Source organism: Rossellomorea sp. DUT-2 (assembly GCF_052665285.1).
Map to the genome: position 1 here is coordinate 83,307 of NZ_JBQPEO010000002.1, position 21,516 is coordinate 104,822.

Below are 21,516 nucleotides of genomic sequence, written 5' to 3' on the forward strand. Positions count from 1 at the left end.
CCAGGCACAACATTCCCCGGGGAGGAGTTAAGTGCCTTCCGCTACAATCCACTCTGTGCTAATACATCCTAACTGCCAATAACTATAGATACACAAATACAAATAAGCTCCTAATGAAAATTGTTGAACATTCATTTCAAAAACAAATAATCTACAAAAGGGTAAAAGAAAATTTGGTTAATAAATCAGTGGATCATTATACTATCTTTCAAATGTATCAAACAATGCCCCCGGTAAATAACTTCTTGTAAACAGTGCAGCAGTTTGTATAGTTTTTTGAAAATAGCTAAAAAAATGAGTACAATTTCCTTCATTGTACTCATTCTTTCATTATATAAGATAGAAGCCCATTTGCCTTTTCGCCATATATTTCAATTGATTCTGTATGAAGGCAACGGGCTCTTCCAGATAAATCGGGACAATCTGATCCCATTCAGGAACGTATTGCTTGATGTTGAACTCCAAGGCATAGCATGTATTTGCTGTTAGAGGCAGATCCCCTTTAATGGGGATGTCCCTTTGTTGATCATATAATCCCATTAAGGCCCCCGCTTCATGACAGTGATATCCGATGGGGTGAGAATAAAGCATCGCCTCTATCTCCTCACCCCTTGCCTTGTTCATTGTCCGTTGGAATACTTCATTACCTGTTCTTCCCACCTTCATTTCTTCTGTAAGGAGATCTTCAAATCTTAGAGCTGTTTGTAATGCGGATTGAAGTCCTTCAGGAGCTTCTTCCTCACCTGGATAGAGAACGTATGCGAGTTGCTGGGTGTCTGTCGCTAAACCGAGATAACGAATACCAAAATCCAAATGTACAATATCTCCACATCGAATGATTTCCCCTTCTAATCGTTCCATCGCTGCCCCTTTTCTTTGTAAATCCACCGTAGGGTAAAAGGACGTTTCCATTCCTAGATCCAATACGCATTGTCTTGTCCAATCGACTACATCTTCAGTCGTTGTGATACCAGGATGGATCACCGCTCCGGATAAAGCTTCTGCCGCTATTTTCCTCGCAAGTTCCGCTATTGAAGGGTAGGCTGTGAGTTCCTTCGAAGACCTTATCGACAGCCAATCAACAATGATGTGTTGGGCAGACACAAATTTATGTGAGTACTCATCGAGAAGTATGCTCAAATGTTGGTAAAACGAATGACTTAAACCATCACTTGCAGCAAACGTTGGTGAATAGTTCAAGGCAATGGTATCAGGGCAATGAAATTCTACAAGTCGTTTAAGGCACTCCCATTGATCACAGTCTTCAGGCTTCCAGGCCCGTTCATAAAATGGCTCAAAGTTCGGATTAGGGTGCAGTACCCACCTTTTCAATTGTTGATCTCCGTCAAGATAAAACACTAGAATCGTCAATCTCCCGGAACCATCTATTGATGCCGGGTAGAGACTTTTCAAAACAGGATCTTCATTATACTCTCTACCCGCAATAATCCACATATCAAGATTATGCTTTTTCATTAATGAAGGTAGAAGGGTATTAAGTCGATGAAACAGCCATCGGTTCTGTGTTTCTTCTCTTTTCTTCAACGGAAGAATTCCCGGTAAATGTTTCATATCTCCACTCATTGGTATCACTCCCTCATTTCATTGATTTCATTACATTTTCGACAAAAGATGATTTTTCCCTCCTGAAAAATAAAAATGACCATTGGATAAAATACCCCCAATGGTCAGCAAGTTCATATGTATACTCTTATATTAGATGGTTCTTTCACGACTAATTACTTCTCTCTTTAGATAGTCTACAAACTCTTCGAGATGACGCGGTGAACAGATATCTTCTTCTAATAGAGGAATTCGATACAACTTCTGGTTTGTGAATTTCTCCCTCATCAGCTTTAGGTATAACTTTTCCTGGTCCCTCCTTTTTTTCAGGAACTCTCCATCTGCCTGATTCGGGAGGATCTTATTTATGATCAGTCCCCCAATATTCAATCCGTGCTTTGACATCAATTCAATGGCTTTTTCCGTTTCCAGTATCGGGAGCCTTTCAGGAACGAGGACAAAGATAAATCCTGTTCTTTTTTGATCCAGTAGGATCCCTCTTACTCTTGAAAACTTTTCACGACGTTTTTGCAGGACATCATAAATGGGGTCCTCTACCGGCTCTCCATCATTTAATAGCTGTGAATAGTTCTTGTTTGTTTTCTTCCGCCTTTCAAGCATCCCGTCCATCCAGACTCCCATGAGTTCAGGAAGAGATAAAAGTCGGATCGTGTGGCCTGTAGGTGCTGTGTCAAAAATGATCTTATCGAACTCATTTCCTTCCTCGAGAATGATGGAAACCATCCGGTCAAATAATGCTGCTTCTTCTGCCCCTGGTGCCGAAGCAGCCATATCGATTTGACGGTGAACCTCATTCACCATCTTTGATTTAACCATCCCCTTTAAATTTCGTTTCACTCCGTTAATGTAATCCTTTGTTTCAATCTCAGGATTAATTTCTATCCCCCATAGATTTTTGAGTAGTGGAGTTTTCTCCCCCTTGATTTCTTGGTGAAAAATATCACCCAGGTTATGCGCGGGGTCTGTTGAGATGATTAGCGTCTTTTCTCCCATATTCGCAAACATTACGGCTAAAGCAGAAGCAGATGTGGATTTTCCAACACCTCCCTTACCTCCTACAAAAAGAATTGACTGTTGTTGTAATTCATTCATGTATATATCCCCCTCCCCATACTTCAACAACATCTGATTCCATCTAAGGGGGAGTGCTCCATTCCCATTCTTAAATGCCAATCGTGAAATTTCTCTATTATATATGGATAAAGTTCCAATGTGTAATAAAAAACGGGATTCGGCAGGCCAAGCATATCCGAATAGAGCAATAATAAGAATAAATCATCCTCATCTCTCAATTCCCTGGCGATTTCCGTTTTGTGAGGGAGGCGAATCATTTCATCGTATAGCTGAATGATTCTTTTGAACTTTTCCTTCATAGACGAATCCATTCGTGTTTCCCTCCTTATAGTTGTTTCTGTAATGTGGCATGATAATTCTGATATTCTTGTTCCTCCTTCAAAAACAAGTAGAAAAAGGGGACTAAGAGCCCGGTTCCCCTTTTTCTATCTCCCGACTAAGCAGAGAACTGTGAAGGATCATCTCCCTTTTTGGATAGGGAAGATGCCGCAGTTATTAAAATCCATAAGGTGAAAATAAGAATGATACTTCCAAAGATAAAGAGAAGCATATTCCCTTCTGATTCACCGGCACCTGACCATTCGAACACGACTTGGTTAATCATCGCCCATAAGGTCATGAACATAAGGAATACCATTGGGATTAAGGTAGCGATATAATTCCTGCCTTGACGCTTAAGCCAGATGGTAATCAGAAGTAAACTGATTCCCGCAAGCAATTGATTCGATGTACCAAATAGCGGCCATAGAAGGTATCCACCCGACCCGAATCCTTTAGGTCCTTGAGGTAATAAAGTTAAGGCCGCACTTGAAACAACAGCAATCGTCGTTGCAACATGAGCATTTGTTAAAGGATTTACGTTGTACTCTTCTCCCAACTCGGCAATGATATATCGCATCAGTCGTACAGAAGAGTCCAATGTTGTTGCAGCGAAGCTCACAATGATCACTGAAACAATCGTAGCTGCGATATCAGCAGGAATTCCTACACCTGTTGCAAGTTGTCCGGCTCCTTGGATGAAGACACCCAGCCCTGCTCCACTTGCTGCAGCAAAACCGCTGTATGTCGCTTGGAATTCTTCCACATTCGGAAAAAATGTAATACATGCAATGATCGCGATCAATGCTAGCGCTCCTTCACCAACAGCACCTAAATATCCTACAAAGCGTGCATCCGTTTCTTTATCCAACTGTTTGGACGATGTGCCCGATGAAACCAACCCGTGGAATCCGGAAATGGCACCGCACGCAATCGTGATAAATAGTAACGGGAACCAGGATACATCTGCTGCTCCGTTTGTCATTGGTGCGGTAATTTCAGGATTTGTAAATAGAAGACCAAGATAAAGCAATCCTAAACCAACAATTAGTTGATGGGAGTTGATATAATCACGTGGCTGTAATAGCTTCCAAACAGGGAGAGTTGAAGCTATGTACACATAAATCATCAGAATGACGATCCACACCAGGAAAGCCATGCTTGTTGAACTCAAACCAAACAATGATGTGGCTTCTTGTCCTCCAAAATAACGAACTAAATCAATTTGCAAAAATTCAACCCGACTGGCAATGACAGCTGATGCATACATCACTGCCAGTGCAACGATTGAAGGCATTAACATGCTGCCATTCCGTTTGTAAACTGAATATCCAATCCATATCGCTAGCGGTATCTGAATGAAAACTGATACGACACTTGCAGGGAATGTAATAAAAAGATTTGCGATAACCCATGCAAATACTGCATTAACCATTAATACAAGAATTAATATAATAAACAGAAATAGTACTTTTGCTCTTTTTCCAATTAACTTATTGGCTAACGAACCGACGGATTGTCCCTTATTTCGAACTGAAAGAACCAAAGTTCCAAAATCATGCACCCCGGCTGCAAATACTGTCCCTAAAATGACCCATAGAAATGCGGGAAGCCATCCCCAGTAAACGGCGATTGCCGGTCCTACAATCGGAGCCGCACCCGCTACTGAAGTAAAATGGTGACCCCACAGAACAAACTTATTCGTCGGAACGAAATCGACACCATCTTTGTATTGGTGTGCCGGTGTGACATAATTCGGATCCAGACGGTACACCCTCTCAGCAATAAGCTTAGAATAATATTTATACCCAAACAAAAAGACAAGCCCTCCTATTACCGCTAACCATATACCACTCATCAAATTCCTCCTCCATTTTTTTATATGTATACATTTAAATATCTGAATTTTTAGAATGTATACGCTTACTACATTTTACATTGGGTTTTTATGGTTTTCAATGAGAATATTTACTCTTATTGGTCTTATAAGTCAAATAAAAAGACAGATTCTATAATAGAATCTGCCCTATAGTTAAACGACGTATATACTATCCTCATCTGTCGGATCTACAGCTTGGGGTATGTCTACTGTCGTTCTTAGAATGGTTTTGTTAGCATCCGTTGTTTTGGGATGATCAGTTGATGTAGGAAATGTGAAAGAGATTCTCTTCTCTTCACCCGCACTGATTGTACCGATCTTATCAAGGATAATCGTGTCTAAATCTTTTTCATGATAGGAAAAATCACTATCTTTCTTATCCTCCTCATATTTTTCAAGAAGTAATAAACGAATTTCATTAATAGGCTGATCGGCCATACCACCGATCAAAACGACTTCACCTTCAATTGAATCTCCAGGGGAAATTTTAGTTTTGTGCACAATTGTATCTACTTTAACATGTCCTATCCCAATACTTGACAAAAACTGTTTAAACATATTTCAGCCACCTTTCCAATACCTAATTGTCTTTACCCTAACATGTACCCCTCTTATGCATCTATTCCTACATATTCTGCGAGTTTTCCGCAAAGAATATGAGAGAAACATTGGAAAGGAGTGAATAAAATGAAAAAAATGGTTGTATCTATCTTAGCAGTATTCTTGATTAGCCTGAGTGTCGGTCCATTTGCAGCAGCAGAAGGTGAAATACAAACACCTAAGGTAAACCTTACTGAAGAACAAAAAACGGAGCTTGCAAAGTTGCATGAACAAATGTATTCAACCAAAAAAGAACTAGTTAAGAAATATGTAGAATATGGTGTCTTCTCAAAAGAACAGGGAGACAGCGTACTTAAAATGATGGAAGCGAAGTATCAAAAACTGAAAGAAAATGACTACATGATGAGATGGCACCCCCATCCACATCATGGAAAAAACTAGACCGGAAAGAATAAGCGGAAGGGCTATTTTGCCCTTCCCTGCTTGATCAGAAAATCCCCTCCAGTTATTAAGAGAGGCTCCTTAAAATTCCAGACACTTTGTTTATATCTTCCATTGAAACATCATAATGAGTGGTAAAACGTACAAGAGTAGGTCCAAAGGTCACTGCCAGTATCCCCTTTTCTTTTAACTCATCAATAAATTGCTCTGATGTGATCCCCCTTCCCTTTATATCTGCAACGACAATATTCGTATCAACCTGATTGATTACTTCAATACCCTTACAGGCTTGAAGGGTTTCCTTTAGTACTATCGCTTTCTCATGATCCTCCACTAATCGTTCTCTCATAGTCTTTAATGCCACCAAACCAGGAGCTGCAATCATTCCTACCTGTCTTAAGCCACCCCCTAACCGTTTTCTCCACTTTCGGGCACGATCAATAAATCTACGGTCACCTGCGATGATAGACCCTATAGGGGCACCCAACCCTTTGGATAAGCATATTTGCACAGTATCACAATGATCAGTGAACTCCCGGATATTTCTTCCACTGGCATATACTGCATTAAAAAGCCGTGCTCCATCGATGTGCACGGGAATTGAATGTTTTTTCCCAAGTGTATAGATCGCTTTCATATTCTCTGGAGATACAATTGCTCCACCTGCGCGATTATGTGTATTTTCCAAACAAATGAGCCCTGTTTCTGGAAAATGCTGATCTTCAGTACGTATAGCCGCTTCTACTTCTATCGGATCCATCTCACCATTTATCCCATGGATCGTACGTGTTTGAACACCTGCCAATGCGGCAACCGCTCCTGATTCATAATAGAAAATATGGGAATTCGCTTCTAATAGAATTTCATTCCCTGGACGTGTGTGTGTTAAAACAGCAATTTGGTTACCTTGAGTACCACTTGTTACAAATAAGGCCGCTTCTTTACCAAGTAAGGTGGCCGCTTCTCTCTCAAGCTTTATGACTGTAGGATCTTCTCCATACACATCATCCCCTACTTCAGCCTCGAACGCAGCCCTCCGCATTTCTTCCGTTGGTTTTGTTACTGTATCACTTCTTAAATCAATCAAAATGAAATACCTCCTCTTAAAACTTTCACTAGTGTCATTATATCAAAGGAAGGCGTTTAATGAATCAACCTTCAGATGAATAAAAGACCATACAAAATACCCAGAAAAAAATATAATTATAGGAATATTCTAAACATTTCCCCTTTTTATATGTTACTATTTTAATAATCAATTACCTAAAATAGAAGAGCCATTAAAGCCAGTTAGAGGAGAAGGATCATATGACAATCGGTTCTAAAATCCGCTTTCACAGACTAAAACGAAATTTAACACAAGAAGATTTATCAAAAGGGATTATTTCCGTATCATACCTTTCCAAACTGGAAAACAATCAAGTTACTCCGTCAAATGACATCATTAATTTACTCTGTGGCCGATTAGGTGTAAATAGTCTGCTTGATACGACTGCCCATTTGAACAAACTACTTCAGAATTGGAACCATGCCCTACTGTGGAATAAAACAGAGGAAGCTAAGTCGATCAATGTGGACGTTAAGAAGGACCTGGAACAGACGGATGATCTCATTCCACATTTATTCTATAAAATCCTTTGCTTCCGTGTTCAATTAATTCAAGGGAACCTTCAGAATGCGTTGGAACACATGAAACAAATCCAATCGAATTATAAAGAACTGACCGATACGCTGAAATTCTATTATCACAAATACAAAGGGAACTATTATTATTTGATTGAAGAGTACGATAAAGCCAAAGGAGAGCTGAAAGAAGCTGAAACCTGCTATGTAGTTGGAAATGTGATAAATGAAGAAGAAAGAGCAGATTTATATTATTTATTCAGCCTGGTCTTGACCCGTTTAAGCATGTACCGATTAGCAATCTTTTACGGGGAGAAGTCACTCTCCATTTTCCAGGGCGTCTACTACCAGAAAAGATGCGCCGAGGTGCATTTGATTCTAGGAATTTGCTATCGGCGTATACGTTATAGCGAAGAAGCGATAAAGCATTATGATTGGGCCAATTTCATTTCACAATCCATAGACTATACGTCGTTAAATTCAAAGGTAGAGCAAAACTTAGGATATTTAAAATCATTTATGAACAAGAGCGATGAAGCCATTCAGCATTATTTGCGAAGTATTGAATTGAAAGGGTCAGACGAAGAAGGAAAGCTCTACTCTATTCTCTCTTTGGTTAAGGAATATTATAAAAAGAACCAATTTTCCGAAGTGCGTTTCTGGTTACCTAAAGGATTACATCTTTGCTCTAAAGAAAAGTTCCCAGATAAATTCTATCAATTATCTTATTATCAGTTTGCTTTAAATGATTTCCCACAAGGTTTTGAAGCTTTTATGAAGGAGTATGCACTGCCCTTCTTTAAAAAGAGTGGATCCCATCTATTGTATGCTGAGTATTCTAAATTCCTTGGACAATATTACCAGGGGGTTAGAAAATATAAATATGCAGCATTTCATCTAAATGAAGCCAATCTCATTTATGAAGAAATGTTAACTTTTTAGGAGGTGAAATGATGAAAAAGGTGAAAAAATTATTACTAATCACCAGCCTTACGGCTATGGCACTCTCTGGTGTTGTGGTAATCAACTCCCCGGAAGAAGAATTCCCACCATTCTCAAGTAAATTATAAAAACATAACCATCAGGACTGGCCCTTTTTAGGACCAGTCCTTTTCAATCGTTCGGCTCATCTGTCGATCTACCATATGTGAACTCGTACAAATCACGATAAAAGAAGGTTCACTTCCTTTACGTATACTTAATCAATTGATTTGAAAATATAATTATTCAATGAAATTTTCTGAATAAAGAGATATAGTTAGTATTGAATACATATCAAGGGGGATTTTAGATGAATACTGCATTTGAATGTAAATTAGAAAGATACGCAGATTTAATCGTTCAGGTAGGACTAAACCTGCAAAAGGATCAAGAACTTCTGATTTCTGCACCTATTACAGCGTATAAATTTGTTCGACTTGTTACTAAGAAGGCCTATGAAGCGGGTGTTTTAAATGTACTAACGGACTTCTACGATGAAGAGTTAAAGAAAATCCGCTTAGACAATTCTTCTGAGGAAGGCCTGAAAGCGTTTCCTGATTGGAAGGCAAAAGGGTTTATTGAAATGGCGGAAAGCAATGTAGCGCTATTAAATTTAGCGGCACCAAACCCTTCCCTATTAAGAGATGCGGATCCAAAAAGGGTTGCCATATTGAACAGAGCTTCCGCTGAAGCAATGAAAGATTTTTCTGCTTATATCGGCGGTGGCAAAATAAGCTGGCTAATAGCGGCATTCCCTACAATCGAATGGGCTCAAACTGTTTTCCCTGAACTTTCTCAGGACGAAGCAATCGATAAACTATGGGAAAACATCTTTTACACAACCCGGACGGATCAGGATGACACGGTCGCACTTTGGGAATCTCATATTAGTAATCTGAATAAGAACGCTGACCGTTTAAATCAAAGCAAATACAAAAAGCTTCATTATAAAGGACCTGGAACAGATCTTTCCATTGAATTCCACCCACAAACGAAATGGATCAGTGCCCAGTTCACAAATGATCAAGGAATTCCCTTTGTTCCGAACCTCCCAACGGAAGAAGTGTTTACAATCCCAATCAAACAAGGTGTAAATGGGACTGTATCAAGTACGAAACCACTTAACTATAGCGGTACGTTGATCAGGAACTTCTCCCTCACATTTAAAGACGGTAAAGTGGTAGAATTCACAGCTGAGGAAGGATATGAAACCCTGAAAAATCTGCTGGAAACAGATGAAGGGGCCTCCTATTTAGGAGAAGTGGCATTGGTTCCTCACAACTCACCCATCTCTAATACAAACATTATCTTCTACAACACACTTTTTGATGAAAATGCTTCATGTCATATAGCGCTGGGAAGAGCTTTATCAGTGTGTGTGGAGGAAGGGAAAAATATGACGGCGGAACAACTACGGAAAGTAGGTTTTAACGAGAGTATGATTCATGTAGATTTCATGATAGGATCGGCTCATTTAGATATTGACGGCGAAAAGGAAGACGGGTCGATTGAACCTATCTTCAAAGCCGGTGATTGGGTTTAAAATTTGATTTTGAAGGAAGAATAATGGTGCAAGGCTTAAATAATTTATTTAAGCCTTTTTTTGTTGAGGTTTATCTTAACAATACTTTTGGAGAAAAGAGTTTTTAATATAAACCACTATAACATTATTGGTAAAAGTTACATGTAATATGACAAACAAATTTCTTTTTTAACATATTCAATACTTCACGAATACTTTACAATAGAAGTATACCTTTTTTAAAGGAGCGATTTTCTTGTCGATCAATCACAAACATTCGTTTTTATGGAGTGGCATCATTCTCTCTTTCTTCACTTTATATATAATATTTCGCACTACAAATGTACAATCCAGTGAAAAACCCTTAACCGTTGAAGAAAAATACCCCACTGTCTTTGTACACGGGTATAAAGGTACATACAATTCTTTCAGAACGATGCTGGAACGTTTTGAAAACCAGCATGGCTGGGGTCAAAAAACGTTGGAGATTTATGTGTCTGAGAATGGCAGTGTAGTGTATAAAGGATCTCTTCCCACAAATCCCACTTCACCTCCACTCGTTCAAGTCATTTTTGAAGATAATCGGGCATCATTGGAGAAACAGGCGATTTGGTTAGAAAATGCCATGAAGCTCTTACATCATCAGTTTGACGTTTCAAATGTAAATATTGTAGGACACTCCATGGGCGGCCTTGCGTCAACAAAATATATTCTAAATACCAGGGATAGCTCGTTTGTCCCTAATACCCATAAATTCATTACGATTGCTACCCCTTTCCTTGGTGTTACGAAGGAATCCTATGATGAAATCAATACAGGTGCAGCTGTTATAGACTTAAAACCTGAATCACGTGCATTGAAAGAAATGTTTTTGAATCGCCATTTAATCCCTTCCAATATAAATGTATTGTCCATAGCGGGATCGGGTGATGATGTGGTGAATGTTCAAAGTGCTATAGGCAGTCAATCACTATTTGAAAAAAACCAATATCAATCCAGGATCGTGTATGATCCTTCCATTTCCCATAGCGGCCTGCATGAAACGATAAAAGTAGACCGGCTTGTAGGAGATCACTTATGGGGTAAATGATCAGCTTCCCTATTCAGACCGTTTTATATCTGAATAGGGGAGTTTTTTATTGTGCAGTTGCGTAAAATTCCTTTACGTTCTATACTACACAAGACTAAACCTCAAGGTTAGGATGAGTAGAATGACAAAAGAAAGAATCATTAAAGCAAACCCAAAATACATACATCATTTCCAAAAAGGATTCCCCCTTCTTAATAAAGAAAATGTGACGTCATCGATTGAGAATATTCAAGAAGGAGAAATTCTTAAACTTGTAGACAATAACAATGGCTTTATCGCCAAAGGCTACTCTGGAATACAGAACAAAGGAATCGGATGGCTGCTGAGTTGGAAGGAACAAGAAGCAATTGATAAAGACTTTATCTTAAAAAAGCTTCAAGCTGCCATCAATCAACGTCTTCACTTCTATTATAGTGAAGATACGACAGCGTTTCGAGTGTTTAATGGTGAAGGCGACGGATTTGGAGGCATCACCATTGACTACTTTGATGGATACTACCTCGTTCAATGGTATTCAAAAGGAGCCTATGCCTTTAAGGAAGAAGTGATGCAAGGATTAAGAGAATTAACGGATTACAAAGGCATTTATCAGAAAAAGCGATTTGCACAGAAAGGAAAATATGTGGAAGAAGATGATTTCGTTGAGGGAACCCGCCCTTCATTCCCCCTTCTCGTCAAGGAAAATGGCGTTCAATTTGCCATCTATTTAAATGACGGCGCAATGGTAGGGGTTTTTCTTGACCAACGTGAAGTGCGTAAACGAATTCGTGACTCGTACTCTGAAGGCAAACGTGTATTGAATACGTTCTCTTACACAGGAGCATTTTCTGTTTTCGCTGCACTCGGTGGTGCCCTGGAAACAACCAGCGTTGATCTAGCTAATCGCAGTTTAAGTAAGACGATTGAACAATTCAGCATTAACGGGATCGATTACGAAGCACAAAACATCATTGTGGAAGATGTCTTTAAATACTTTAAATATGCCGTAAAAAAAGAACTCTCCTTTGATCTTGTGATTCTCGACCCGCCAAGCTTTGCCCGCTCAAAGAAACATACATTCAGTGCAGCTAAGGATTATAAAGATTTGTTAAAAGAAGCGATTGCCATCACTGAAAAAAAGGGTACCATTGTGGCATCCACTAATTGCAGCACCTTCAATATGAAGAAATTCAAAAGCTTTATTGAAACAGCCTTTAAAGAAACCAATGGAAAATATAAAATACTCGAAGAATACACACTGCCCGAAGACTTTAAAACCCTCAGTCAATACAAACAAAGTGATTACCTTAAAGTCGCCTTTATTCAAAAACTATAATGGATAGGGACTGGGACAAAACTAAAAAACCATGATATAAAGACGAAAATAAGTAGTGTTGGTTCTTAATACCGCTAATGATTTCCGTGCAAGACTACGCTTTCCGCGGGTAGCTCGTGAGCCTCCTCGGCAAGCCTGCGGGGTCTCACAAAAGCTACTCTTCCCGCAGGAGTCTTCGTCTTGCACTCCAATCAACCGCTTGAGAGAGCTAGAATCTAAATGTACATTGAACAATTAAAAAACCAAACTAAATTGCCTCTTGAATGCAATTTAGTTTAGTTTAACTTATACAAAACACTTTTGTCCCAGCCTCCTCCTATATGTATATATTAGTTTGGAAATAAACGCTCATCAAATCTAGAATAGGAGCTTTTTTGTTTGTCTACCTTTTTAGGCAGTAAAATGAAGTAGCACAGAGTGGATTGGAGCGGAAGGCACTTTACTCCTGCGGGAAATAGAGGAAAGGTCGAGACCCCACAGGGCAAAGCCCGAGGAGGCTCGACTTCCTCCCCGCGGAAAGAAAGAGGCTGGAGCGGAAAGGAACGGTCACTGCCTCTGTTTTCACACTTTCATTCAAACGATTAATATACTCTTTGGAATCTGTGTTAAGGTTTATTCTTTCCATAGATGACAGAATAATCTGTCATTATTTCCTCGGAAACCGCATAAAGCGACATATAGTAAGGGTTTATTGGAGAAAAAGATCGAATAAGGAGGTTTACTGATGAAAAAAGCTGTTTTTCTTGATCGTGATGGAGTAATCAATGAGGTGAAAACAGAGAGAGTGACATTTGTGAATCGACCCGAACAATTTTATTTCCTGGAGGGAGTCCGTGAAGCTATCAAATTATTGACTGATTCCGATTTCCTGATTTTCGTCGTTACCAACCAGGGTGGAGTTGGGTTAGGATATCTTTCTCATGAACAACTTCAATCCATTCACGATCATATGTTAAAGGAAATTGAAAAGGCCGGGGGTTTCATTCAAGAGGTTTCCTCTTGTACTCACAAGCCGCATGAGGGTTGTGAATGCAGGAAGCCTGAAGCAGGAATGCTTTTGGACCTGGCAAAAAAGTATGATATAGATATTGCTCGATCGTATATGGTTGGTGATCGCGAGGTAGATATTGAAGCTGGCAGCAAAGCGGGTTGCACTACTATCTTACTTGCAGACGGTCCCTCCCACCTATATAACGCTGATCACAAGTTTACTAACTTAATGGAAGCTGCTGAATTTATCGTCACTCAAAAGTAAGTCTTAAAGGTGTCCCAAAAACGGGACACCTTTTTTTCATCCCTTTTGGTCATTAATCGATATCGTGGAGATTTAACAAATTCGACCATTCAGTATATCCATTCAAACTTCCGTCAGGACGTCCGGAAGATCCCGTTTTATCGTTTTCAAAATAGGGAATTCTATGGTAAAGTACTATGGGACTAATGAGAACGGGAGGTATTTGATGAACCAACAGGAATTATTACAAATTATACGAGATCACTATCCCTTTGATGTTCTAACCACTGAACAGTTAGATTACATTATTTCCGGTTCTAAATACACCACCTTCAAGAAGGGTGAATTCCTTTTTCATGAAGATGAAACGGTAGAAGAACTTGATATATACTTCCTTGTCTCGGGACTTGCGAAAAATGTTCTCCATCGCTCAAGCGGCAAACAGTATTCACTCCGATTCTACTATCCAGGAGACTTAATCGGGATTATGATTATGCTTACAAGCGGTGAAATGACCTTTTCCGTACAGGCAATAGAGGATTGTACCGTGTTCCGCATTCAAAAGGATCGACTATTGGAGATTATGACCAAGAACAATGACTTTTCAAAAATCATCTTCGAAAGCATCGGAAATCGTATGAAAACATTGTACGATGAAATAAAAGTGAAATCTGCCACTGAATCCGACGACGAAAATATCAATCTGTTTCGTACTAAAGTGCATACGTTAATGGATCGCCCCACCTTCATTGACGAAAATGCCACTGTTCTTGAAGCAGCCAGAAAGATGAAAGAAGAAGACACCTATGGTCTAGTGGTAGTAGATCAAGAGAAAAAAATGCATGGCATTCTTACCCAACGGGAAATCCTGTCTTATATTACAAACCCAATAATCAGTGAATCAGTTAAAGACTGGATGAAGAAAAAACCGTTTTGGATTCGTGATGAATCCTTTGCATATGAAGCCCTTTCTTATTTCAAGCATGAAGAAGTGGATTTTGTACCCATCATTCGCAACGATGAAGTTGTGGGAGTTCTGACCAGTACTTCGTTTCTCAATATACAGGATTCCAATTATTTGGATCTTTCGTATAAAATCCAAAAAGCCGTTTCCAACGACGAACTGGTAGAGCTGGCAACGGTGAAAAGTAATACTTTTCAACAGTTCATCCAAGATCTGCTCCTTCAAGATAGTTTTGGCTACGATATTTGCGAAGTGATCTCAAACTATAATGATCGCCTGCATCGAAAAATCATTCAATTAACCGAAAAAGAAATGCGTAATGAAGGATTTGGATCTGCGCCTATCAATTATTGTTTTATCGTAATGGGCAGTCAAGGCAGAAGTGAACAAGGCTTTCATACGGATCAGGATAATGGAATCATTCTCGATGATTATAACCACTTGTCCGATCTTAACAAGGTTGATTTGTATTTCCAGGCATTCACGGAAAAACTCAATTTAAAGCTTGCTGCATGCGGTTTTCCTGAATGTACTGGCGGAATCATGGCGAAGGAACAGAAATGGAAACGATCCTATACTGATTGGAAAAAGGCAATTGATGAATGGCTATACGAAATAGATGCACAGGAAGTTCAAAACATTACGATGTTCTATGATTTCCGCCCCATTTATGGTGATTACTCCATCGCAGAAGAAATTCGAAATTATTTAGCGGAAAAATCGAAACGGTCTCTCAATATGCAACAACTATTAAGAAAAGATGCCCTTCGTTTCAAACTTCCTGTAGGCCCTTTGGGACGAGTGAACCTGAAGCCGAGGAATCATTTGTTTAACATCAAAAAGTCCGGACTTTTGCAAATCGTCAATATGATTCGCATCCATTCTGTGAAATACGGAATAAAAGAAGTTAATACGATAAAGAGGGTTCAAGCATTGAAGAAGATGCAGGCTTTCCATCCAAGGGATGCTGAGAATGTAAAAACAGCTATGCATATTCTTCTCACTCTCCGTACAAAGCAAAACCTTCTTGAACTTATAGAAGGAAAACCATTAAGTAATGATATTGATGTGCGTACTCTTTCAAAAGAGGATCGACAGAAATTAAAAGAATCCATCCAGATTGCTAATCGACTTCAACAAGTGATGGAAATTAGTTTTAATAGGAACCGGGTGGTTTAATGAATGATATTGGAATTAATGTGGGCTACCGCATTCTGAAATATTATTTATGGCAGCAATTTTTCTTTCGCTATCAAGTGAAACGGGAAAAAGAAAAGCTATCCTACCATAAATTATCTCGTGCCCTAAAAGAGTTTGAAGAAGAAAAACCCACGCTTCAACAAAAACATTTGTTCGAATGTGATTTTACCATATTTGACCTGGAGACAACGGGCTTTTTTCCGGAGGTCGGGGATGAAATCATCTCGATCGGAGCGGTTAAGGTTAAGGAAGGTAAAGTTCAACGGAAAGACACGTTCTATCAGGTCATCAATCCCCTTCAAACGGTGTCGAGGGATACGAAGCGATTTACAGGTCTGAGACGAAAAGACTTTCTGAATGGTGTTACGTTACCTATCGGATTGGAGCGATTTATTGAGTTCAGTAAAGGAACGATCCTTGTCGCTCACCCAGCCAGTTTCGACATAAATTTTCTCCAAAAAAGGATCTATAAGTGGCAGCTCCCTTCATTTGATCCTGAATATGTCGACTCCTTTTCCCTTGCCAATGGGTTATTGGAACGGGACGATTCCTACCTGGACGCCCTTGTAAAACGGTTTGACATCGATTACCGGACACGACATCATGCGCTGAATGACGCGATCATGACCGCCGAAATCTTTGAAGAGCTATTAAAAATCTGTTATCAGCAAGAGGTTCACACGATACGGGGATTGAATGAGTTTATACTGGAGGAGACAAGCTCCGGGTTCTGATATGAACTCCTCCCTCCTGATAGCTGATAAATGAAAAAAAACGCTTGAGAAAATTTCCTCAAGCGTTTTTTAATGTTTATTATCGGATTTGTCCGGTTCCATGCATCATATACTTAACGGTTGTTAAAGCTGGTAGCCCCATTGGTCCTCTAGCATGAAGTTTCTGTGTAGAGATTCCAATTTCAGCACCAAATCCTAACGCTCCTCCATCAGTGAAACGAGTGGAAGCATTATGATAGAGAGCGGCAGCATCCACGAGCATCATGAATTTCTTCGCTGTTTCTGTATTTTCTGTGACAATGGCTTCTGAATGCTTTGTACCATATTGTTCGATGTGATCGATTGCTTCATCCAAAGAAGGGACAATCTTCACGGCAATATCCAGACTTAGATATTCATTTGCCCAATCTTCTTCTCCTGCAAGCTTCGCATCTTCAATCGCTTCGACTACTTTTTCATCTCCGTGAATGGATACATTGTGTTTTTTAAGCTTTTCTACAAATGCACTCTTATTTTCTTTAAACCAGTCTTCATGCAGGATCACGGTTTCAGCTGCATTACATACCGCTGGACGGTCTGTTTTTGCATTGATGATGATGTTTAATGCTTTTTCCACTTGAGCTTCTTTGTCAATATAGATATGACAGTTTCCTACGCCGGTCTCCAGGACAGGTACAGTTGCATTATTAACGACAGCATTGATTAATGCACCTCCACCGCGGGGAATCAACACATCGATATGCTCTTTCATCGTGAATAGCTCACTTGTAGCTTCTCGATCGGTTGTATTGATGAATTGTACGGCATCTCTAGGAATATCCGTTTTCTCGAGTGCTTCATGCATGACGTCCACAATTGCTTTGTTCGAGGTAATGGCATTTGAACCACCTTTTAGGACAATGGCATTACCGGATTTTAGTGCTAATCCAGTTGCATCAACCGTTACATTAGGACGGGCTTCATAAATCATTCCAATGACACCAAGTGGGACCGTTACTTTTTGAACTTGCAGTTGATTTTCAAGAGTCCAATCGGATACTACTTTACCAGTGGGATCTTCCAGGTCAGCAACTTGACGGAGACCACTTGCGAAATCTTCAACACGTTTTTTAGAAAGTGATAAACGATCCATAAATGCAGCTTCGAAGCCCTTTTCTTTCCCTCTTTCAAGGTCTTTTTCGTTTTGGTTTAATATAGCTTCGTAATTCGCTTCTAAATGATCGGCAAGGATATGAAGGGCTTTATTTTTTTGGTCGGTAGTCAGCATACTTAGTGTTTTAGAAGCTTTCTTTGCAAGCATCGCTTGTTTTTTTACATTCGTTTTTTCTATAGTTAAAGTCATCAAATACCTCCTGATTTTTTTTGAAAAGAATTCGACCGGATTGTGCAGGGGAAGAAAGAGACTAACTCCTTCTTTTATACTCCTACTGGAATGGGTAAATCCACATGACATACTAGTTGGTCAATTTCGACTGCGATTTGATCCGCTTTGATGTCTGTTGGATTTTTCAGTTGACCTGAACGGAAATTGACCATTCCCAAACCAATTTCTTCATTTCGATTATCAAGGATTCGTACGACTGCACCCTTATTAAATCGGCCTTTTACAGTATAAATATCATCAATTGTTAAGCTTTCTTTTTGTTCCAGAATACGGTCTTTCGCATCTGAATCGATGGTGATTTCACCTTCGGGACCTGAGTTGAACGCAATCCATTGCTTTTTGGAATCAAGGTTTACGGAATCTTCTGCCGTTTCAAAGTACGTCCCTTTCGCTGTATGTTGGACAGCATCGTAAATAACATCTGAGTTTCCGGATTTACCTAGAAACGCAGGAATTCCAGAAGCCATCGTGATCTTAAATGCATCGATTTTCGATCTCATTCCGCCAGTTCCTACAGAACTTCCAGGCTCTCCTGCCATGTCTTCGATATCTTCAGTAATTTCCGTTACGCTTTCTAACAGTTCAGCATCTGGATTTTTACGTGGATCAGAATCATACAGGCCATCAATATCAGATAGAATGATGAGTTGATCCGCATCCACTAATGCCGCAACTTTGGCAGACAGGGTATCATTGTCTCCGAATTTCAGTCGATCAACCGTTACTGTATCATTTTCATTGACAATTGGGATGATCCCTCTTTCAAGCAGGACATTGATTGTATTTCTTGCATTGTTATATCGGTCTTCATCAGAAAAATCACTACGAGTGATCAGAATTTGAGAAGCCACGTATCCGTTGGAAATTAACAGATCGGAATACGCTTCAATCAATAGTCCTTGACCAATAGCTGCTGCTGCCTGCTTCTCCGGAAGAGAGCTTGGACGTGTTAAACATCCTAATTTACGATAACCGGCAGCGACGGCACCTGATGAAACAAGCAATACTTCATGGCCATCATCTTTTAAACGGACGACTTCATCAACGAGACGTTCCAATTTTCTACGACTCATTTCTCCATGCAGGCTTGTTAATGAACTACTTCCAATCTTGATTACGATACGTTTCTTCTGATTATTTTGGGACATTCAATCACTCCTAGTAAAAAGGTCCGTCCCTCGCCCCTCTTTATGTGTGTGGGGACGGACTTGTATTTCTTGTATGGTTGGTATTAGTTATTTGGGGTGCTTACGATTCGATGTTTGGTTAGCTGGTTACTAATTGTTTGGACTGTAAGGATGAGCTTATTTCTTTCGATCGTTTTTCTGCTCCCTTGACAGCTTCTGAGATAGCCTTACCTCCGCCGAACTCTGCTAATGCATCAAGTCCTGCAGCTGTAGTACCATTTGGGGATGTTACATTCTCTCTTAGTTGAGTTGGTGATTCTTCACGCTCAAGCATCATTTTGGCTGCACCGAAAATGGTCTGAGCTCCGATTTTACGTGCTAATTCGGGATCTAACCCGGCTTCGGCACCTGTCTTTTCAATGTGTTCCATTAAATAGTAAAAGTATGCTGGGCCGCTTCCGGCAATACCAGTGAAAATGTCCATCTGACTTTCTTCAATCACGAATACTTCACCAATGCTTGATAATAACTCTTTTGCATTTTCCATATCTTCTCTTGAAGTAAAGCGACCTGCACTAATGGCTGTAGCAGATTCTTTCAACATACTTGATGTATTTGGCATGACCCGGATAACAGGCTGACCTGCAGGTAGTTGCTCTTCCATATGAGAGGTAGTGATTCCTGCAAGCACCGACATAATCACTGTATCGTTTCTTACTAATTGATTAATGGAATCTAATGCTTTATCAATATCCTTTGGCTTCATCGCGAGAATAAGAATATCTATCTCATTAAAGGGTAGATCATCTTTTGTTAAAGCCGTTATATCATATTTCGCTTTCATTTCCTGAAGTCTTCCTTGATTGCTTCGATTTGAAACAATAATTTGTTCTGATGGGATCTTTCCGCTTTGTACAGTACCTGAAATCATTGCTTCCGCCATGTTTCCTGCACCTAGAAAAGCAATCGTTTTATGTTTTAACAATCATATCCACTCCTGTTCCTATATTAATTGTCGGGTTTTTAATCGTACATTCATTTTTTTAAGTTTAATTATAATTATGAAAGAATTTAATGTTGTTAAATTTCCTGGTTAATGTGTCTAAAAACCTTTGTTGTCGTGTGTTTGTTCACAACGTTTATAATCGTAACATGCTGGTATATGATATCAAGGGCATTAAAGGAAGTAGTTAGGAATTAGCCGTAATACGAAGTGGAAGCGTTATCATTACCATTTATGTTAATCAGATTCCTTCTAAAGGCTATATATTGGCTCAGAGAGCGTATAATCAGAATTTTTGCTTTTGCTTTACTGCTTGAATGAGAGTCGGCTTTTCCAACACAAACTGTTAGAGCAGTTCTTAGCCCTAATTCATTCCTACTTCCCAATCCACAAAAAAGCCCGTTAAGCATTTTTCACCTTAACGGGCTTTATACATTCATTCAGTTGTAGCTTCGTCTGAGTTCTTACCATTAAGAAAGTCTTTCAGAGCTTGTATATTTTCTTCAAAATTAATATCCAGTACAGACCCTACACCGCTATAGCTACCAAAACCATACGATCCTTCAACTGGGATGGTAAGCTTATCCATATCGCGGCTGTTACTCAACAGGATATCTTTAGCGATAGAAATTTGATCAAGCTTACTCATATTTGTCTGGATATAGGGTTGAATGGATCCCGCCATTTTAGGAAGCTTTGTTACTCCACCTATTGAGAGGACCTCATCTTTAAGAGCGTTTATGACTTTTTGTTGTCTTTCAACCCTGCCAAAGTCCCCCTCTGCATCAGCACGGAACCTTGCATACCCCAATAATTCTTTCCCATTTAAGTTTTGAACACCAGGCTGAAGGGAAACGCCAATGTTTTCCGACATCGCCTTTTCCACATCCATTTCAATGCCCTCCGGTGCCAGTACATCAACGGATTGTTCAAATCCTTTGAAGTCGACGACCATGAAATATTGAATATCAATATCAAAGTTGTGTTTGATAGTCTTTCTAAGCAACTCTGGTCCACCTAAATAAAAAGCTGTATTCAGCTTGTAGTTTTGGTATCCCGGTATTTCTACATATATATCCCTCATAAAGGAAACAAGTTTGGTTTCATTTGTTTTAGGGTCTATCTGTGCGAGCATCATTGTGTCGGTTCTGGATTTCTCCTCGCCTCTGCTGTCGACTCCCAATAGCAATACGTTAACCTTACCGTTTTTATCTTTCACGCCATTAAATTTATAATCTTCTTGAAGCTTATCGTCTCCAGCCATTTTGTATCCACTATAAAATTGAAACGCTGCATAACCGAGTAAACTAATTATAAGTAAAAATAATACCAATATCACTTTTCTTCCGCGTTTTTTCTTTTTAGACTTGCGATCTAATCGTGAATCCATCTCTACACCTACTTTTATGTGATTCATGAATTACTGATGATAGTATGAAATAGTACTCTATTCTAGAGAAATTGACAATCGAAGAATCTTGG

General features: G+C 39.5%; 18 protein-coding genes. 8 read left to right on the forward strand and 10 right to left on the reverse strand.

Translation table 11 applies throughout. The features are described from left to right. Nucleotides 1-330: 330 nt before the first annotated feature. The 5 genes from ACOSV2_RS06015 to ACOSV2_RS06035 all read right to left on the reverse strand — a co-directional run bounded on the left by ACOSV2_RS06015 (nt 331) and on the right by ACOSV2_RS06035 (nt 5,413). Nucleotides 331-1,584, reverse strand: a complete 1,254-nt coding sequence (locus ACOSV2_RS06015) for a M24 family metallopeptidase (RefSeq protein ID WP_428974362.1) — start codon at nt 1,582-1,584, stop codon at nt 331-333. Nucleotides 1,585-1,716: 132 nt separating this feature from the next. Further along, entirely contained in the window at nt 1,717-2,676 is a 960-nt protein-coding gene (locus tag ACOSV2_RS06020) for an ArsA family ATPase (protein WP_428974363.1), read from the reverse strand. 23 nt (nt 2,677-2,699) lie between these two features. Next, complete coding sequence (locus ACOSV2_RS06025; protein WP_149156094.1) at nt 2,700-2,957, reverse strand: cory-CC-star protein; 258 nt, start codon at nt 2,955-2,957, stop codon at nt 2,700-2,702. 137 nt (nt 2,958-3,094) lie between these two features. Continuing rightward, complete coding sequence (locus tag ACOSV2_RS06030) at nt 3,095-4,834, reverse strand: carbon starvation CstA family protein (RefSeq protein ID WP_428974364.1); 1,740 nt, start codon at nt 4,832-4,834, stop codon at nt 3,095-3,097. A 174-nt stretch (nt 4,835-5,008) separates the two neighbouring features. Further along, the gene (locus ACOSV2_RS06035) at nt 5,009-5,413 is read right to left on the reverse strand and encodes a sporulation protein (protein WP_428974365.1); all 405 of its coding nucleotides are present in this window, start codon (nt 5,411-5,413) and stop codon (nt 5,009-5,011) included. Nucleotides 5,414-5,542: 129 nt separating this feature from the next. Between ACOSV2_RS06035 and ACOSV2_RS06040 the strand changes: the two genes are divergently transcribed. After that, nucleotides 5,543-5,857: a YckD family protein gene (locus ACOSV2_RS06040; protein ID WP_428974366.1), complete on the forward strand. Its 315-nt coding sequence runs from the start codon at nt 5,543-5,545 to the stop codon at nt 5,855-5,857. 67 nt (nt 5,858-5,924) lie between these two features. Here the strand turns inward: ACOSV2_RS06040 and ltaE are convergent, their stop codons facing one another. Continuing rightward, nucleotides 5,925-6,944, reverse strand: a complete 1,020-nt coding sequence (gene ltaE / locus ACOSV2_RS06045; RefSeq protein WP_428974367.1) for a low-specificity L-threonine aldolase — start codon at nt 6,942-6,944, stop codon at nt 5,925-5,927. Between the two features lie 221 nt (nt 6,945-7,165). On the opposite strand from ltaE, the gene ACOSV2_RS06050 reads away from it, so the two are divergent. From ACOSV2_RS06050 to ACOSV2_RS06080, 7 genes are all read left to right on the forward strand, one after another. After that, complete coding sequence (locus ACOSV2_RS06050) at nt 7,166-8,422, forward strand: helix-turn-helix domain-containing protein (protein ID WP_428974368.1); 1,257 nt, start codon at nt 7,166-7,168, stop codon at nt 8,420-8,422. Nucleotides 8,423-8,771: 349 nt separating this feature from the next. After that, nucleotides 8,772-10,004 (forward strand): aminopeptidase, encoded by a 1,233-nt coding sequence (locus ACOSV2_RS06055; RefSeq protein WP_428974369.1) that lies wholly within the window; start codon nt 8,772-8,774, stop codon nt 10,002-10,004. Nucleotides 10,005-10,239: 235 nt separating this feature from the next. Then, nucleotides 10,240-11,073, forward strand: coding sequence for an alpha/beta hydrolase (locus ACOSV2_RS06060; RefSeq protein WP_428974370.1), 834 nt, complete (start codon nt 10,240-10,242; stop codon nt 11,071-11,073). A 121-nt stretch (nt 11,074-11,194) separates the two neighbouring features. Continuing rightward, nucleotides 11,195-12,388: a class I SAM-dependent rRNA methyltransferase gene (locus ACOSV2_RS06065; RefSeq protein ID WP_428974371.1), complete on the forward strand. Its 1,194-nt coding sequence runs from the start codon at nt 11,195-11,197 to the stop codon at nt 12,386-12,388. Nucleotides 12,389-13,112: 724 nt separating this feature from the next. Continuing rightward, complete coding sequence (locus tag ACOSV2_RS06070) at nt 13,113-13,643, forward strand: D-glycero-alpha-D-manno-heptose-1,7-bisphosphate 7-phosphatase (RefSeq protein WP_428974372.1); 531 nt, start codon at nt 13,113-13,115, stop codon at nt 13,641-13,643. 205 nt (nt 13,644-13,848) lie between these two features. Continuing rightward, the gene (locus tag ACOSV2_RS06075) at nt 13,849-15,765 is read left to right on the forward strand and encodes a DUF294 nucleotidyltransferase-like domain-containing protein (RefSeq protein WP_428974373.1); all 1,917 of its coding nucleotides are present in this window, start codon (nt 13,849-13,851) and stop codon (nt 15,763-15,765) included. After that, the gene (locus ACOSV2_RS06080; protein WP_428974374.1) at nt 15,765-16,520 is read left to right on the forward strand and encodes a 3'-5' exonuclease; all 756 of its coding nucleotides are present in this window, start codon (nt 15,765-15,767) and stop codon (nt 16,518-16,520) included. The genes ACOSV2_RS06075 and ACOSV2_RS06080 overlap by 1 nt, the downstream gene beginning before the upstream one ends. 79 nt (nt 16,521-16,599) lie before the next feature. On the opposite strand, the gene ACOSV2_RS06085 is transcribed toward ACOSV2_RS06080, so the two are convergent. From ACOSV2_RS06085 to ACOSV2_RS06100, 4 genes are all read right to left on the reverse strand, one after another. Then, the gene (locus ACOSV2_RS06085; protein ID WP_428974375.1) at nt 16,600-17,862 is read right to left on the reverse strand and encodes a glutamate-5-semialdehyde dehydrogenase; all 1,263 of its coding nucleotides are present in this window, start codon (nt 17,860-17,862) and stop codon (nt 16,600-16,602) included. A gap of 74 nt (nt 17,863-17,936) precedes the next feature. Further along, a complete protein-coding gene (gene proB / locus ACOSV2_RS06090) occupies nt 17,937-19,052 on the reverse strand; it encodes a glutamate 5-kinase (RefSeq protein WP_148994000.1) in 1,116 nt (371 codons plus the stop codon). A gap of 118 nt (nt 19,053-19,170) precedes the next feature. Beyond that, the gene (gene proC / locus ACOSV2_RS06095) at nt 19,171-20,016 is read right to left on the reverse strand and encodes a pyrroline-5-carboxylate reductase (protein ID WP_428974376.1); all 846 of its coding nucleotides are present in this window, start codon (nt 20,014-20,016) and stop codon (nt 19,171-19,173) included. A gap of 454 nt (nt 20,017-20,470) precedes the next feature. Continuing rightward, on the reverse strand, nt 20,471-21,424 hold the full coding sequence (locus tag ACOSV2_RS06100) for an LCP family protein (protein ID WP_428974377.1): 954 nt from the start codon (nt 21,422-21,424) through the stop codon (nt 20,471-20,473). Between the last annotated feature and the right edge of the window lie 92 nt (nt 21,425-21,516).